Here is a 14920-nt window from a genome sequence, read left to right on the forward strand (position 1 = left end):
AATGATGAACGGGTCGGCGTTCCACCCGGTCCAGACGGCGGTCGTATCGGTCGACGCGTGGACCCGGTTTCACCAATCGTGGTCATCGGCTCGCCAGCTTGTACCGCAAGCTCGCGAACCGGTCGCAAAGGTTTACGAGTCGTTAACCGCGACGCGATCTCGTCATCATCACGCATCGAGCCACGCGTCCGGCGCTGGCCCGGCGCGCCGATCAAGGGAGAGAACATGATCCGACTGCACTGCTTTGGCGAGAGCGGCAACGCCTACAAGGCGGCCCTGCCGATGACGCTCGCCGGGCTCGACTGGGAGCCGGTGAAGGTGGATTTCTTTGCCGGTGCCGCGCGCTCCGACGCGTTCCGCGCGCTCAACGAGATGGGCGAGGTGCCGGTGCTCGAGGCCGACGGCCTGAGGCTGAGCCAGTCCGGCGCGATCCAGGATTGGATCAGCGAGCGGACCGGGCTTTATGGCGGCGCGACCCCCGAGGAAAAGCGCGAGGTGCTGCGCTGGGTGCTGTGGGACAACCACAAGCTCTCGGGTCAGGCGGGCGCGCTGCGATTCCTCATGAACTTTTTGCCGCCCGAGAAGCGTCCCGAACAGGTGATCCAATGGCTGCAGGGCCGTCTCGCGCCGACCTATGCCACGCTCGACCGTGCGCTCGCCGGGCGCGACTGGCTGGTGGGCGACGGCCCGACCAACGCCGATTTCTCCTGCTGCGGCTACCTCTACTACCCCGAGCCTTTCGGCTTCGACCGCGCCGCGCACCCTTATATCGACCGCTGGCTCGACCGCATCGCGGCCCTGCCCGGCTGGAAACACCCCTATGACCTGATGCCTGGCTCGCCCCCCGACCGGGCGGACCGATAGATGCCCGCCGACCGGGTGGACCAGTAAGTGCCCGCCGACCGGGCCGACAAGGAGACGACATGACCGACGCCTTCATCTACGACGCGATCCGCACCCCGCGCGGCAAGGGCCGCAAGGACGGCGCGCTGCACGAAGTCACCAGCCTCAGGCTCTCGGCGGGCGTGCTCGACGCCCTTGCCGAGCGCAACGGCATCGAAGGGCACGTCATCGAGGACGTGATCTGGGGCAACGCCACGCAGGTCGCCGAACAGGGCGGCTGCCTCGCCCGCTCCGCCGTGCTGGCCTCGTCGCTCGACGAGCGTATTCCGGGCCTGTCGATCAACCGGTTCTGCGCCTCCGGCATGGAGGCCGTTAACCTCGCCGCCAACCAGGTGCGCGCGGGCGCGGGCCGGGCCTATATCGCGGGCGGCGTCGAGGCGATGAGCCGCGTGCCCATGGGCTCGGACGGTGCCGCGATCGCGGTCGACCCGTCCATCGCGATGAAGACCTACTTCGTGCCGCAGGGCATCTCGGCCGACATCATCGCGACCGAATATGGGATTTCGCGCGACAAGGTCGACGCCTTCGCCGTCGAGAGCCAGCGCCGCGCCAAAGCGGCGTGGGACGATGGGCGCTTTGCCCGCTCGGTGGTCCCGGTCAGGGACATCAACGGCCTCACCCTTCTCGACCGTGACGAATACATGCGCCCGCAGACCGACATGCAGGCCTTGGGCGCGCTCGAGCCGTCGTTCAAGGCGATGGGCGAGGTGATGCCCGGCTTCGACAAGGTCGCGCTGATGAAATACCCGCATCTGGAGCGGATCAACCACGTGCACCACGCGGGCAACTCGTCAGGCATCGTCGACGGCGCGGCCGGCCTGCTGATCGGCGATGCCGAGTTCGGGCGGGCGCATGGCCTCAAGCCGCGCGCGCGTATCCGCGCCACCGCCAAGATCGGCACCGATCCGACGATCATGCTCACCGGCCCGGTGCCGGTCACCGAAAAGATCCTCGCCGACAGCGGCATGTCGATCTCGGACATCGACCTGTTCGAGGTGAACGAGGCCTTCTCCGCCGTGGCGCTGCGCTTCCAGGAGGCCTTCGACATCGACCCCGCCAAGCTCAACCCCAATGGCGGCGCCATCGCCATGGGCCATCCGCTCGGTGCCACCGGCGCGATCATCATCGGCATCCTGCTCGACGAGCTGGAGCGCACGGGCCAGTCGACCGGCCTCGCCACGCTCTGCGTCGCCTCCGGCATGGGCGCGGCCACGATCATCGAGCGGGTCTGAGATGCCAGACCACAGCGCGATTTCGAGGCGAAAATCCGGTATTCTCATGGACATGCCCCTTGAGCGAATTAGTCTATTCGATACCCCGCCACCCTATTCCCGCGAGGACCGCCAGCATGGTCCCGATCATGTCGCAATTCATCGAACGTCACAGCCAGCTGTTCCGAGAAGGACGGATCGAGGAGATGCTCGACGATTGCGACTATCCGCTGGGGGTGCAGGGGCCGGATGGCCTCGCGGTGGCCTCCCGCGACACCTACCGCGAATGGCTGCAGAACTGGCGAGGCGACCTTGGCAACCGCGGCATGCGCGAGGAATATGTGCGCATCCATACGCTGGAGCTGCAGCGTGCCGGCAAGTTCCGGGTCTGGATCGAGCGCAGGTTCGAAAACGAAGCCGGCGAGCAGCTCGATCTCGACGTGATCTACTACTGTCGTTTCGACACGCCGCGCCCCTTGATCGAGATGATCGAATTCGGCGCACCGCCCAGCCCGACCGACTGACGCGGCAGCCGCGTCGTCTTTCCCCCAAAGTTCCTGCGATAGGGAGGTCGTCATGACCGATTTCACGCTTGCGCGCGACGCCGACGGCGTTGCCGTCATCACTTGGGACGTGCCGAAACGTTCCATGAATGTCATGTCGATGCAGGGCTTCGAGGAGATCGACGCGCTGATCGACGAGGCGCTGGCCGACGAGGCCGTGAAAGGCATCGTCATCACCTCCGGAAAGAAGGATTTCGCCGGCGGCATGGATCTCGGCGTGATCGCCGGGATGAAGCAATCGGGCGGCGACGAGCCCGCTCGCGCCGTGTTCGAAGGCGTGATGCGCATGCATGGCGTGCTGCGCAAGATCGAGCGCGCTGGGATGGATCCCAAGACCAACAAGGGGGGCAAGCCGATCGCCGCCGCCCTGCCCGGCACCGCGCTGGGCATCGGTCTGGAGATCCCGCTGGCCTGCCACCGGATCTTTGCCGCCGACAATCCCAAGGCCAAGATCGGCCTGCCCGAGATCATGGTCGGCATCTTTCCCGGCGCCGGTGGCACCACGCGCCTCGTGCGCAAGCTCGGCGCGATGGGCGCGTCGCCCTTGTTGCTCGAAGGCAAGATGAACGACCCCAAAAAGGCAAAGGCGCTTGGCGTGATCGACGAGGTGGTCGAGGACCCGCTCGCCGCCGCGAAGGCATGGGTGCTGCAGGCCAAGGATGCGGATCTCATGAAGCCGTGGGACGCCAAGGGCTACAAGATGCCCGGCGGCGCGCCCTATCACCCGGCGGGCTTCATGACCTTCGTCGGTGCCTCCGCAATGGTGCATGGCAAAACCCAAGGCGTCTATCCGGCGGCCAAGGCGCTCCTTTCGGCGGTCTACGAAGGCGCGCTCGTGCCCTTTGACGCCGCGCTCAGGATCGAGGCGCGCTGGTTCACCAAGGTGCTGATGGACCCCTCCTCCACCGCGATGATCCGCTCGCTCTTTCTCAACAAGGAGGCGCTGGAAAAGGGTGCGAACCGCCCCGAAGCGCCGGACCAGACGGTGCGCAAGGTCGGCGTGATCGGCGCGGGCATGATGGGCGCGGGCATCGCCTATGTCTCGGCCAATGCAGGCATCGATGTGGTGCTGATCGACGCCGCCCAGGACGCCGCCGATCGCGGCAAGGCCCATTGTGAAGGGCTGCTCGACAAGGGCATCTCGCGCCGCAAGGTGACGACCGAGAAAAAGGAAGAGGTGCTGTCGCGCATCACCGCCACCACCGATTACGCCGCGCTCTCGGGCTGCGATCTGATCGTCGAGGCCGTGTTCGAGGATGTCGGCGTCAAGGCCGAGGTCACACGGAACGTGCTGGCCCATGTCGGCCCCGACTGCATCTTCGCCACCAACACCTCGACCCTGCCGATCACCGAGCTGGCCAAGGCGTCGGACGCCCCCGACCGCTTCATCGGCATCCACTTCTTCTCGCCGGTCGACAAGATGATGCTGGTCGAGATCATCAAGGGCGAAAGGACCGGCGATGTCGCCGTGGCCAAGGCGCTCGACTTCACGCGCCAGATCCGCAAGACGCCGATCGTCGTCAACGACGCACGCTTCTTCTACGCCAACCGCTGCATCATCCCCTACATCAACGAGGGCATCCGCATGGTGGCCGAAGGGGTCGAGCCCGCACTGATCGAAAACGCGGCGCGTCTTGTCGGCATGCCGCTGGGTCCGCTGCAACTCGTGGACGAGACCTCGATCGATCTAGGCGTGAAGATCGCCAAGGCCACCAAGGCCGCGATGGGCGATGCCTATCCTGACGAGGCGGTGGACGAGGTGCTGTTCTGGATGGCCGATCAGGGCCGGATGGGCCGCAAGTCGAAATCGGGCTTCTACGCCTATGACGAAAAGGGCCAGCGCAGCGGCCTTTGGGACGGGCTGTCGGAGCGCTACGCGGTTTCGGACGAGCAACCCGATCTCGTCGAAGTGCAGCAGCGGCTGTTGTTCGCGCAGGTGCTCGAAGCGGTGCGCGCCTTCGAGGACGGGGTGTTGACCGACATCCGCGAGGGCGACGTGGCGGCAATTCTCGGCTGGGGCTTCGCGCCGTGGTCGGGCGGGCCGTTCTCGTGGCTCGACATGATCGGCGCGGGCTTTGCCGCAGAGCGCTGCGACGCGCTCGCCGCCGCGCATGGCGACCGTTTCGCCTGTCCGGCCCTTCTGCGCGAGATGGCGCAGTCGGGGGCGGCCTTCTACGACCGCTATGGCGACGGCCGCGCCGCGCGCGCTGCCTGACGCCTAAATGGGGCCTGCGACACCCTTTCCCCGTCGCGGGCCCTTGCCCGATCGCGCCTGTTCTTCCGGCCGGGAACCTCAGTCCTGTAGCCTCCCCCATTATGGTGCGTCGGGCGGGCCACAGCCTCTCGCAGCCCCTGTTCCTCGCCCGACCCGGGGGCTATGTTGACCGAAACGGCTGGCCGGGATATTCGGGCCGCGAAGGGAACGATGACCGCACTCAAGGAATTCGCTCGGCTGGAGACGGAAGGCGTCTGGTTCTCTGAACCGGGGGCGGAGCCGCGTCCGGTGACGATTTCCTTCGGCGAGGCAACCTTGGTGCTCTCGGACGAGACCGGCCTGCCGGTGACGCATTGGTCCCTGCCCGCGCTGCACCGGATGAACCCCTCCGAACGCCCTGCGATCTATGCGCCTGACGCCGAGGCGAGCGAGACGCTCGAGATCGAGGACGACACGATGATCGGCGCGCTGGAAAAAGTGCGTCGCGCCGTCGCCGCGCGCGAGCCGCGGCCGGGCCGCCTTCGGCAGGGCGTGATCGCCGGCAGCGTCGTGCTCGGGCTGGGGCTGGCCGTGTTCTGGCTACCCGGCGCGTTGATGCAGCAGACCCTGAGCGTGGTGCCGCCGGGCAAGCGATCCGAACTGGGTGCGACGCTTCTGGGCATGGTGCAGAAGATCACCGGCCCGACCTGCCGCGACCCTCTGGGCAGCGAGGCACTGGGGCGGATGCGCGACCGGCTTCTGGGTCAGGGCGGTGGACAGATCGTGGTGGTTCCCGAGGGGCTCGCCGGTCCGCTCTACCTACCGGGCGGCATCATCGTGCTACCGCAGGAACTGGTCGAGGATGCCGAGGAGCCGGCGGAGATCGCAGGGCATGTCCTGGCCACGGTCGCAAGCCGCGAGGAGCATGATCCGCTCGACGACCTGCTGCGCGAGGCGGGGTTCGGCACCGTGCTCAAGCTGCTGACCACCGGCGACATCCCGACCGAAACGCTGCAAGCGCAGGCGGTCCATCTCGTTGAGACCCCCGCGCCGCGCGCCGATGATTCGCTGCTCCTCGAGGAGTTCGCGGCCGCTGGCGTGCCGATCGGGCCTTGGGCGCGCGCCACCGATCCCGACGGCGCGGTGTCGGCGGTTCTGGTCGCCGCCGAACCCGCGGCGAGCGCGGGACCGGTGGTGTCGGATGGCGACTGGGTCAGCCTGCAGGGCATCTGCCGGGGCTGACCCCCCGATCGAAGGCTTCAGAACCCTCAACCAATTTTCACCGAAAGGCTTCGCGGCCTTGGCTGCGCGCGGAACTATCCCTGTCTCAATTGCGCGCGAAGGCGTCGCGGTAGCCTGCCGCCCGCACCGCACCCAGCGCCCGGGCCAGCGGCGCGCCTTCGGCAAAGGGGCCGGTCGCGACGATCTGCAGGCCACCGCTCTGGCCGCGCGCGACCTGCAGACCCATCGCCCGCAGCCGCGCCGCGGCGCGGTCGGCATTGGCGGCCTCGGCATAGCTTCCGACCTGCACGAAGCGCCCCGTGGTCGTCGCGACAGGCTTGGACGCGGGGGCGGAGCTGCTCGACACACGGCCCACCAGCGCCGTCGGGACCGTGACGGGAGCCGCGAGGACCGGCGCGCGGACCTGCCCCGCGCCTGCGCGCTCGACAATGCGAACGCCGCGGCTGCGGTTGAGCCGCCCGTCATCCCACGTGCTGACATAGCCCGGCGGCGGCGCAATGGGATCAGGCAGCGGCACGGCTGCCGCCGCGCGTCGCAGCGCCTCGTTCCGCGGAGCGAGGAAGGCCATGGCTCCGATCGCGCCCTGCGGTTCGATCCGGGCGGCGTTGCCTAGGCCCGAGGGCGACTGCGCCTGCGGACCGCAACGGCGCAGACGGTCCCCCACGCCGATCAGCGCATAGCCCGAGTCCGGCCCGAGATCGCAGCGCCCGGCGGCCGAGGCGATGACCGGCCCCCGTCCGGCGGCGACCGGAGCACCGGGCGCAGCCCCGGTGGCGGGACCGGAGGGGGCCACCGGCAGGCGGGTCGCGGCGAGGCGCGCGCCGGGCACCTGCGCCGTGGCGCGCTGCGGGTCGCAACTCACCGGCTCCCCGCTGCCTTGCAGCACGTAACGCCGCCCCGTGGCGGCCATGTCGGCGCAAACGGCGGCCAGCGTGTAGGCCCCGCGCAACGGCGCGGCGGGGTCGGTCCGGCGGGGTGCGCCGCATACGATGGTCTCGCCCGTCATGTTGCTGACGTAGCCCGGCTGCGGACCGCTGCGCCCGTCACAGAAGGCCGCGCGGGTCAGCGCCGGCGGTGCCGTGCGCGCAACATCGGGTTCCGGTGCACGCACTCGTGCCGAGACCGGCGCGGCGCGGGCTGGCGCGGTGGGCGCCGGGGCGGCGCGTGTGGGGGTGGCCGCGGGTTTCGCGGCGGGCGCAGGCGTGGCTGCGGCGGCACGGCCCTCGGGCACCGGATCGGGGATCACGGGCAGATCCGCGGCGGCGGTGCGGCTGGGCTGAAAGCCGCACAGGGGTTCGCGGTCGCGGTTCATGCGCGGTATCCAGTTGGTCATGCCGCCGATGCCCGCGCGGATGAAGGCGCAGCCCTCGCTGTCGACATACTGGTTGGCGCTGTAGCTTTCGGGCGGGAACTCCGCCGGGATGCTGTCCTGCGCCACAGCCTGTCCCGCGACGGCGAGTGCCGCCGCCGAGACGGCGAGGAATGTCCTGATCATGCTGGCCCCTGCCCCCGGAGTTTTCGGCAGAATGCTACAGGGCCGCTTTTGTGTAAAGCATGCCGCTACTTGGTGCCGAACATCCTGTCACCTGCATCCCCCAATCCGGGCACGATATAGCCGTGATCGTTGAGCCGCTCGTCGAGCGCGGCGGTGACGATGGGCACGTCGGGATGCGCCTCCTTCATCCGCGCCACGCCTTCGGGTGCCGCGAGCAGGCACAGGAAGATGATGTCCTTGGCCCCGGCCTTCTTGAGCATGTCGATCGCCGCGACCGAGGAGTTGCCGGTGGCCAGCATTGGATCGACCGCGATGGTCAGCCGCTCGTCGAGATGGCTCGGCACCTTGAAGTAGTATTCCACCGGCTGCAGCGTTTCGGGATCGCGGTAAAGACCGACGAAGCCGACGCGCGCCGAAGGGATCAATTCGAGAATGCCGTCGAGAAGCCCGTTGCCCGCGCGCAGAATCGACACCAGCGCCAGCTTCTTGCCCTCGATCGCGGGCGCGTCCATCGGCTGCATCGGCGTGTCGATGCGCGTCGTGGTCATCGGCAGATCGCGCGTGACCTCGTAGGCCAGCAGCAGGCTGATCTCGCGCAGAAGCTGCCGGAAGCTCGCGGTGGAGGTGTCGGTTCGGCGCATCAGGGTCAGCTTGTGCTGCACCAGCGGATGCGTGACGACGGTCAGATGTTGGTCGGTATGGCTCATGCCGCCTCCAGTTTCTTCAGGACCTGCGCGCGGGTGTCCTCGTCGCAGAAGGCCGCCTCGGCGGCAATGCGGTTGGAGAGGCGCAGCCGCTCCTCCTCCCAGCCGAAATGCCGCTCCAGCATCTCGTATTCATGGGTCATCGTGGTGCCGAACCAGGGCGGGTCGTCGGTCGAGACGGTGACGCGAAGCCCGCGATGGCGCAACTCCTCGATCGGGTGTGATTTCCAATCCTTCACCGCGCCCAGAACGAGGTTCGACACCGGGCAGACCTCGAGCGTGACGCCCCGCTCGATCAGATGGTCGCACAGCGCATGGTCCGACACGGCGTTGATGCCATGGCCGATGCGTTCGCAGCCCAAAAGATCGACGGTCTCGCGCACCATGTCCGGCCCGCCCCATTCGCCCGCATGAGCGGTGAGTTGCAGCCCCGCCTCGCGCGCGGCGTCGTAAGCCCATGTGAAGTCGCCGGGCCGGTGCATCATCTCGGCCCCGGCAAGGCCAAAGCCGGTGATGAAACGGCCCTTGGTTTCGACGGCGCAATGCGCGATCGGCTTGGCGGCCTCGGGGCCCAGATGGCGCAGGCAGGTGACGATGCCTCGCGAGGCGATGCCAAGATCGCGCTCGGCCTCGTCCGAGGCCGCGACCATGGCGTCGAGGTAATCACGCCATGCCGCAAGATCGCCGCCGCCGCAGAAATCGGGCGACAGGAAGAACTCGGTATAGACCACACCTTGCGCAGCACTCTGTTCGAGCACGGCGAGCGTCAGGCGGCGGAAATCCTCCGGGCTTTGCAGCACGGTGCAGGCCGCGTCATAGGCCTTGAGGAACCAGTCGAAGTCACCGCGCACATAGCCGCCGCATTCGTCGAAGATACGGTCGATATCGATATGCTTCTCGCGGGCCAGCCCCTTGACGAAGGCGGGCGGTGCCGCGCCTTCGAGATGCAGGTGCAACTCGACCTTGGGCAGGGAACGGTAGCTCATGGGGTCGCCTCCGGGTCGGGTGCGGGAATGCCGAGATGCTGGGCCGCCAGCTTGCCCACATCGACAAAGCCCATCAGGACAAGCTCGCGCGCGCCAAGGCCGTGGCACAGCACCGGCACCCGCTCGCGCGTGTGGTCGGTGCCGATAAAGGTCGGATCGTTGCCGTGATCGGCGGTGACGATCACGAGGTCTCCCTCGCGCAGGCGCGGCAGGATGCGGCCAAGTTCGGCATCGAACCATTCGAGATGGCGCGCATAGCCCGACACGTCGCGGCGGTGGCCGAAATTGGTGTCGAACTCCACAAAGTTGGCGAAGACGAGCGCGCCGTCGGCGGCCTCGTCCACCAGATCCGACAGGTGCTCCATCAGCTTGTCATCCGGCCCCTTGCGCAGATCCGTGATGCCTCGCATCGAGAAGATGTCGCCGATCTTGCCCACCGCATGCACGTCGCGGCCCGCCGCCTGCGCGCGGTCGAGCAGCGTGAGACCCGGCGCCGCGATGGCGAAATCGCGGCGATGCGGCGTGCGGGTGAAACCGGTCGCCTCGTCGCCGACGAAAGGTCGGGCGATGACGCGGCCGACCTTCATGTCGTGCAGCATCGGCGCAACGGCGCGGCACATCTTTAAAAGCCGATCGAGGCCGAAGCGCTCTTCATGCGCGGCGATCTGCAGCACGCTGTCAACGGATGTGTAGCAGATCGGCCAGCCGGTCTGCATATGCTCGGGGCCTTCCTCGTCGATGACGACGGTGCCGCTGGCATGGCGGTTGCCAAGGATCCCGTCGGTGCCCGCCGCCTGCATCAGGAGGCGCGTCACCTCGGTCGGAAAGGCCGGGACCTCCTTGGGGAAATAGTGCCAGTCCCACGGCACCGGCACGCCCGCCAGTTCCCAATGGCCAGAGGGCGTGTCCTTGCCGTTCGACACCTCGGTCGCGGCACCCCAGGCGCCCGAGGGCTCCGCCCCGAGGCCCGGCGCGTCGAGGCCCGAGGCCAACGAAATGGCGCGCCCCAGCCCCATCGCATCGAGCGTCGGCAGCTTCAGCGGTCCGGTGCGGCCCTCTTCGGCCCGATCCGCGGCGCAGGCCTCGGCGATATGGCCGATGGTGTTGGAGCCGGTATCCGGCGTGTCGCCGTTGAAGAAGTCGGCGGCATCCGGCGCGCCGCCGATGCCGGCGCTGTCCATCACCAGAAGAAAAACGCGCGTCATGGGTCCACCCTCCCTCGGACGAGGTCATTGATCCGAGGCGCATCGCCGATCACGATGGCCTCGCGCAGCGCCGCCTCGGCGCGGTCGGCGGCTTCTTCGCTCGCCGCGTGAATGCGCGCGAGCAGGTCGCCAGAGCCGAGCTTTGTGCCCAGCCGGGCCATGTCGGACAGCCCCACCGCCGGGTCGATCCGGTCGGTCTCGACCCTTCGTCCACCGCCAAGCCCCACGACGGCATGGCCCAGCGCCTCGCCGTCGATTGCCGCCAGGTGCCCGGCCTCGGGGGCGGTCACGTCGCGGATCAAGGGGGCTTTCGGCAGATGGGCGCGCCAGTTTCCGGCCATGTCGCCCGGCCCGCCCAACGCGTGGATCATCGCCGAGAACGTCTCCAGCGCCCGGCCCGAAGCGATGGCATGGGCAATCATCTCTTCGCCTTCCCCCTCGGCCCCGCCGGCCAGCGCCATGAGCCGCCCGCCCAGCGCCACGGTGAGATCGTGCAGGCGCGGTGCCGCGAGCCGGTCGCCGGAGAGCACCCGCAAGATCACCGTCATCTCGGTCGCATTGCCCAAAGCGGGGGCCAGTGGCTCGTCCATGTCGGTCAGGAAGGCCGCCGTCGGGCAGCCCGCGCCGTTCGCCGTCGCCACCAGCGCCTCGGCTAGCGCGCGGGCTTCGCCTTCGGACTTCATGAAGGCACCCGAGCCGACCTTGACGTCGAGCACGAGCCCCTCGAGCCCGGCGGCGAGCTTCTTGGACAGGATCGAGGCGGTGATCAGATCGACGCTGTCCACCGTGCCGGTCACGTCGCGGATCGCATAGAGCCTCTTGTCGGCGGGGGCGATGCGGCCCGTCGTGCCGACGATGGCGCAGCCCACGTCGCGGGTGATCTGGCGCAACTTCTCCTCGTCCACCTGCGTCGACAGCCCCGGCACCGCTTCGAGCTTGTCGAGCGTGCCGCCGGTATGGCCCAGACCCCGCCCAGAGATCATCGGGACATAGACGCCGCACGCCGCGAGCGCGGGCGCCAGCAGCAGCGACACGGGATCGCCGACGCCGCCGGTGGAATGCTTGTCGAGCACCGGCCCCGGCAGGTTCCAGCGCAGCCGGTCGCCGCTGTCGCGCATGCCGGTGGTCAGCGCGACGCGCCCCGCCTCGCCCAGACCCTTGAGGCAGACGGCCATGGCGAAGGCCCCGGCCTGCGCGTCGGAGACGGTGCCGTCGGCGAGCCCGCGCGCGAAACCGGCGATGGCCTCGGGCGGCAGCGTGTCGCCCCGGCGCAACGCGGCGATGAGGCGGCGAGCCTCCATCAGGCGCGTTCCATCTGGTGCTGGTCGAAGGCGCCGGGCAGCAGCGCGCCCAGCGTCGTCTCGCTGGTGGTGCCGTCGGTGGTGGCCAGCGTGACCTTCACGTCGCCGCGGCCGAACTCGGCGAGCTTCTGACGGCAGCCGCCGCAAGGCGAGACCGGCACCGGGCTGTCGGCGATCACCGCCACTTCGGCGATATCATTGTCGCCAGCGGCGATCATCGCGGCGATGGCGCCCGCCTCGGCGCAGGTCCCCTCCGGATAGGCGACATTCTCGACATTGACACCGAGATGGACGGCGCCCGAGGTCGCACGGATCGCGGCGCCGACCTTGAAATTGGAATAGGGGGCGTAGGCGTTCTCGCGCACGGCGCGCGCGTCATCGACCAGCGACATGGGTGGGCCTCCATCGGGGTTTGCCGGAAACTGTGTCGCGCGGCCCCACATGATGCAAGTCCGCCCTCGCGGAACCCCTCCCCTCGCGCAGGGGTTTGCCCTTGGTAGCCCATATGGAGGGAGACAGGATGATCGAACCCACCAAGGCCGTTCTGCCCGAAACCGAGGCGCGCACGCCGGACGATCCCGACGCGCCGATGAACCCCAAGCAGGCGGTGCTGCTGCGCGACCTGTGCGACAAAACCGGCGAGGAATTCGATGCCTCCCTGACCGAGCGGCAGGCCGATGAGCGGATAAGCGTGCTTCAGGAGCAAATCGACAAGCGATAGGACTTTCGCGTCCCCTTCGGAAAGGTTTAATGCTGAACCATTCCGATCAGGGGAGAGACGACGCGATGGCCGACAGCACCGACGACACCGCCCGCGGGGGCTCTGACAGCCTGCGGCAGGCCGCGCTCGATTATCACCGGCTGCCCAAGCCCGGAAAGCTCGAGATCCGCGCCACGAAACCGCTGGCGAATGGACGGGATCTGTCCCGCGCCTACTCCCCCGGCGTCGCCGAAGCCTGTCTGGAAATCAAATCAAACCCCGACACGGCGCGCGACTACACCTCTCGCGGCAATCTCGTCGCCGTCGTCACCAACGGCACCGCCGTGCTGGGGCTGGGCAATATCGGCGCGCTGGCCTCCAAGCCGGTGATGGAAGGCAAGGCGGTGCTCTTCAAGAAATTCGCCGATATCGATTGCTTCGACATCGAACTCGACCAGAGCGATCCAGAAAAGCTCGCTGAGATCGTCTGCGCGCTGGAGCCGACCTTCGGCGCGATCAATCTCGAGGACATCAAGGCCCCCGACTGCTTCATCGTCGAGAAGATCTGCCGCGAGCGGATGAACATCCCCGTCTTTCACGACGACCAGCACGGCACCGCGATCGTCGTGGGGGCCGCCGCCACCAACGCGCTGCGCGTGGCAGGCAAGAGCTTTGATGAGATCAAGGTCGTCTCGACCGGCGGGGGTGCTGCCGGCATCGCCTGTCTCGACATGCTGCTCAAGCTCGGCGTCCGCCGAGAGAACGTGTTCCTGTGCGACCTCGCGGGCCTCGTCCATGAGGGCCGGACCGAGGACATGACGCCGCAGAAGGCCGCCTATGCGCAGCCCGGCGGTGCGCGGGGCCTTGGAGATGTGATCGACGGCGCCGACCTGTTCCTCGGCCTGTCGGGCCCCGGCGTGCTCAAGCCCGAGATGGTCGGGAAGATGGCGGAGCGCCCGATCATCTTCGCGCTTGCCAACCCGACGCCCGAAATCATGCCCAACCTCGCCCGCGAGGTGAAACCGGGCGCCATCATCGCCACCGGCCGGTCGGACTTTCCGAACCAGGTCAACAACGTGCTGTGTTTCCCGTTCATCTTCCGCGGCGCGCTCGACGTCGGCGCCACGACGATCAACGACGAGATGAAGATCGCCTGCATCGAGGGCATCGCGGCGCTGGCGCGTGCGACGACCTCCGCCGAGGCCGCCGCCGCCTATAGCGGCGAGCAGCTGACATTCGGGCCCGACTACCTGATCCCAAAGCCCTTCGATCCACGGCTGATGGGCGTCGTCGCCTCGGCCGTGGCCCGCGCCGCCATGGAGACCGGCGTCGCGGCGCGACCGATCGACGACATGGCGGCCTACAAGGCCCGGCTCGACAGTTCGGTGTTCAAATCGGCGCTCCTGATGCGGCCTGTCTTCGACGCGGCGCGCTCCGCCGAGCGGCGCATCGTCTTTGCCGAGGGCGAGGACGAGCGGGTGCTGCGCGCCGCGCATGCGATCATCGAGGAGACCACCGACACGCCGATCCTGATCGGCCGCCCGGACGTGATCGAGACGCGCTGCGAGCGCGCGGGCCTTACCATCCGCCCCGGCATCGACTTCGAGATCGTGAACCCCGAGAACGACCCGCGCTATCGCGACTACTGGGGCAGCTATCACGAGATCATGGCCCGTCGCGGCGTCAGTCCCGACATCGCGCGCGCCGTGATGCGCACCAACACCACCGCCATCGGCGCGGTGATGGTACAGCGCGGTGAGGCTGACAGCCTGATCTGCGGCACCTTCGGTCAATATCTGTGGCATCTCAACTACGTCACGCAGGTGCTGGGCACGCCCGACCTGCGTCCCGTGGGCGCGCTGTCGCTGATGATCCTCGAGGATGGGCCGCTCTTCGTGGCCGACACGCAGGTTCATGCCGAGCCCACGCCCGAGCAGATCGCCGAGACGGTCCTTGGCTGCGCGCGCCATATCCGCCGCTTTGGCATCGTGCCGCAGATCGCGCTGTGTTCGCATTCGCAGTTCGGCAATCTCGACATCTCCTCGGGCCGCCGGATGCGCGCCGCGCTCGAGATCCTCGACGCCGAGAGCCGCGACTTCGCCTATGAGGGCGAGATGCATGTCGACGCGGCCCTCGACCCGGCCCTGCGCGAGAGGATCTTTCCCGGCGCGCGGCTCGACGGCGCAGCCAACTGCCTTGTCTTTGCCAACACCGACGCGGCGTCGGGCGTGCGAAACATCCTCAAGATGAAGGGCGCGGGCCTCGAGGTCGGACCGCTGCTGATGGGCTTGGGCAACCGCGCGCATATCGTGACGCCTTCGATCACGGCGCGCGGCCTTCTCAACATGTCGGCCATCGCGGGCACACCCGTCGCCCATTACGGCTGAACCTGCGAGGGGAGGCGCGCCCTCCCCCG

13 protein-coding genes are annotated in these 14920 nt (G+C 68.3%); 7 read left to right on the plus strand and 6 right to left on the minus strand.

What is annotated here, in order from left to right:
• Positions 1-225: 225 nt before the first annotated feature.
• From ACJASC_RS12765 to ACJASC_RS12785, 5 genes are all read left to right on the plus strand, one after another.
• Positions 226-864 carry a glutathione S-transferase family protein gene (locus ACJASC_RS12765; protein ID WP_415146380.1) on the plus strand — a complete coding sequence of 213 codons (639 nt, stop codon included), beginning with the start codon at positions 226-228 and terminating at the stop codon, positions 862-864.
• Between the two features lie 59 nt (positions 865-923).
• Positions 924-2135, plus strand: coding sequence for an acetyl-CoA C-acetyltransferase (locus tag ACJASC_RS12770; protein ID WP_415146381.1), 1212 nt, complete (start codon positions 924-926; stop codon positions 2133-2135).
• A 116-nt stretch (positions 2136-2251) separates the two neighbouring features.
• The gene (locus tag ACJASC_RS12775; protein WP_415146382.1) at positions 2252-2638 is read left to right on the plus strand and encodes a hypothetical protein; all 387 of its coding nucleotides are present in this window, start codon (positions 2252-2254) and stop codon (positions 2636-2638) included.
• A gap of 52 nt (positions 2639-2690) precedes the next feature.
• The gene (locus tag ACJASC_RS12780; RefSeq protein ID WP_415146383.1) at positions 2691-4892 is read left to right on the plus strand and encodes a 3-hydroxyacyl-CoA dehydrogenase NAD-binding domain-containing protein; all 2202 of its coding nucleotides are present in this window, start codon (positions 2691-2693) and stop codon (positions 4890-4892) included.
• A gap of 210 nt (positions 4893-5102) precedes the next feature.
• Positions 5103-6113, plus strand: coding sequence for a hypothetical protein (locus tag ACJASC_RS12785; RefSeq protein ID WP_415146384.1), 1011 nt, complete (start codon positions 5103-5105; stop codon positions 6111-6113).
• An 85-nt stretch (positions 6114-6198) separates the two neighbouring features.
• Here the strand turns inward: ACJASC_RS12785 and ACJASC_RS12790 are convergent, their stop codons facing one another.
• The 6 genes from ACJASC_RS12790 to ACJASC_RS12815 form a co-directional block, all read right to left on the minus strand.
• On the minus strand, positions 6199-7608 hold the full coding sequence (locus tag ACJASC_RS12790; RefSeq protein WP_415146385.1) for an SPOR domain-containing protein: 1410 nt from the start codon (positions 7606-7608) through the stop codon (positions 6199-6201).
• A 65-nt stretch (positions 7609-7673) separates the two neighbouring features.
• Entirely contained in the window at positions 7674-8315 is a 642-nt protein-coding gene (gene upp, locus ACJASC_RS12795; RefSeq protein WP_021692470.1) for a uracil phosphoribosyltransferase, read from the minus strand.
• Positions 8312-9298, minus strand: a complete 987-nt coding sequence (locus tag ACJASC_RS12800; RefSeq protein ID WP_415146386.1) for an adenosine deaminase — start codon at positions 9296-9298, stop codon at positions 8312-8314. The genes upp and ACJASC_RS12800 overlap by 4 nt, the downstream gene beginning before the upstream one ends.
• On the minus strand, positions 9295-10503 hold the full coding sequence (locus ACJASC_RS12805; RefSeq protein ID WP_415146387.1) for a phosphopentomutase: 1209 nt from the start codon (positions 10501-10503) through the stop codon (positions 9295-9297). Before ACJASC_RS12805 ends, ACJASC_RS12800 begins: the two co-directional genes overlap by 4 nt.
• Positions 10500-11804 carry a thymidine phosphorylase gene (locus ACJASC_RS12810; RefSeq protein WP_415146388.1) on the minus strand — a complete coding sequence of 435 codons (1305 nt, stop codon included), beginning with the start codon at positions 11802-11804 and terminating at the stop codon, positions 10500-10502. Before ACJASC_RS12810 ends, ACJASC_RS12805 begins: the two co-directional genes overlap by 4 nt.
• Positions 11804-12196, minus strand: a complete 393-nt coding sequence (locus ACJASC_RS12815; RefSeq protein ID WP_415146389.1) for a cytidine deaminase — start codon at positions 12194-12196, stop codon at positions 11804-11806. Before ACJASC_RS12815 ends, ACJASC_RS12810 begins: the two co-directional genes overlap by 1 nt.
• A gap of 128 nt (positions 12197-12324) precedes the next feature.
• Here ACJASC_RS12815 and ACJASC_RS12820 point away from each other — a divergent pair, with 128 nt between their 5' ends.
• Entirely contained in the window at positions 12325-12525 is a 201-nt protein-coding gene (locus tag ACJASC_RS12820; RefSeq protein ID WP_021692465.1) for a hypothetical protein, read from the plus strand.
• Between the two features lie 65 nt (positions 12526-12590).
• Positions 12591-14891 carry an NADP-dependent malic enzyme gene (locus ACJASC_RS12825; protein WP_415146390.1) on the plus strand — a complete coding sequence of 767 codons (2301 nt, stop codon included), beginning with the start codon at positions 12591-12593 and terminating at the stop codon, positions 14889-14891.
• The last annotated feature ends 29 nt before the right edge of the window (positions 14892-14920 follow it).

The sequence above is a fragment of the Limimaricola cinnabarinus genome (assembly GCF_047631075.1).
GTDB lineage: Bacteria > Pseudomonadota > Alphaproteobacteria > Rhodobacterales > Rhodobacteraceae > Limimaricola > Limimaricola cinnabarinus.

Excerpts from the sequence above, each read along its gene's own strand:
- ACJASC_RS12775 (WP_415146382.1), top strand. The coding sequence starts at position 2,252 with ATGGTCCCGATCATGTCGCAATTCATCGAACGTCACAGCCAGCTGTTC.
- ACJASC_RS12770 (WP_415146381.1), top strand. The coding sequence starts at position 924 with ATGACCGACGCCTTCATCTACGACGCGATCCGCACCCCGCGCGGCAAG.
- ACJASC_RS12820 (WP_021692465.1), top strand. The coding sequence starts at position 12,325 with ATGATCGAACCCACCAAGGCCGTTCTGCCCGAAACCGAGGCGCGCACG.
- ACJASC_RS12765 (WP_415146380.1), top strand. The coding sequence starts at position 226 with ATGATCCGACTGCACTGCTTTGGCGAGAGCGGCAACGCCTACAAGGCG.
- ACJASC_RS12810 (WP_415146388.1), bottom strand. The coding sequence starts at position 11,804 with ATGGAGGCTCGCCGCCTCATCGCCGCGTTGCGCCGGGGCGACACGCTG.
- ACJASC_RS12790 (WP_415146385.1), bottom strand. The coding sequence starts at position 7,608 with ATGATCAGGACATTCCTCGCCGTCTCGGCGGCGGCACTCGCCGTCGCG.
- ACJASC_RS12785 (WP_415146384.1), top strand. The coding sequence starts at position 5,103 with ATGACCGCACTCAAGGAATTCGCTCGGCTGGAGACGGAAGGCGTCTGG.
- ACJASC_RS12800 (WP_415146386.1), bottom strand. The coding sequence starts at position 9,298 with ATGAGCTACCGTTCCCTGCCCAAGGTCGAGTTGCACCTGCATCTCGAA.
- ACJASC_RS12780 (WP_415146383.1), top strand. The coding sequence starts at position 2,691 with ATGACCGATTTCACGCTTGCGCGCGACGCCGACGGCGTTGCCGTCATC.
- ACJASC_RS12825 (WP_415146390.1), top strand. The coding sequence starts at position 12,591 with ATGGCCGACAGCACCGACGACACCGCCCGCGGGGGCTCTGACAGCCTG.
- ACJASC_RS12815 (WP_415146389.1), bottom strand. The coding sequence starts at position 12,196 with ATGTCGCTGGTCGATGACGCGCGCGCCGTGCGCGAGAACGCCTACGCC.
- upp (WP_021692470.1), bottom strand. The coding sequence starts at position 8,315 with ATGAGCCATACCGACCAACATCTGACCGTCGTCACGCATCCGCTGGTG.
- ACJASC_RS12805 (WP_415146387.1), bottom strand. The coding sequence starts at position 10,503 with ATGACGCGCGTTTTTCTTCTGGTGATGGACAGCGCCGGCATCGGCGGC.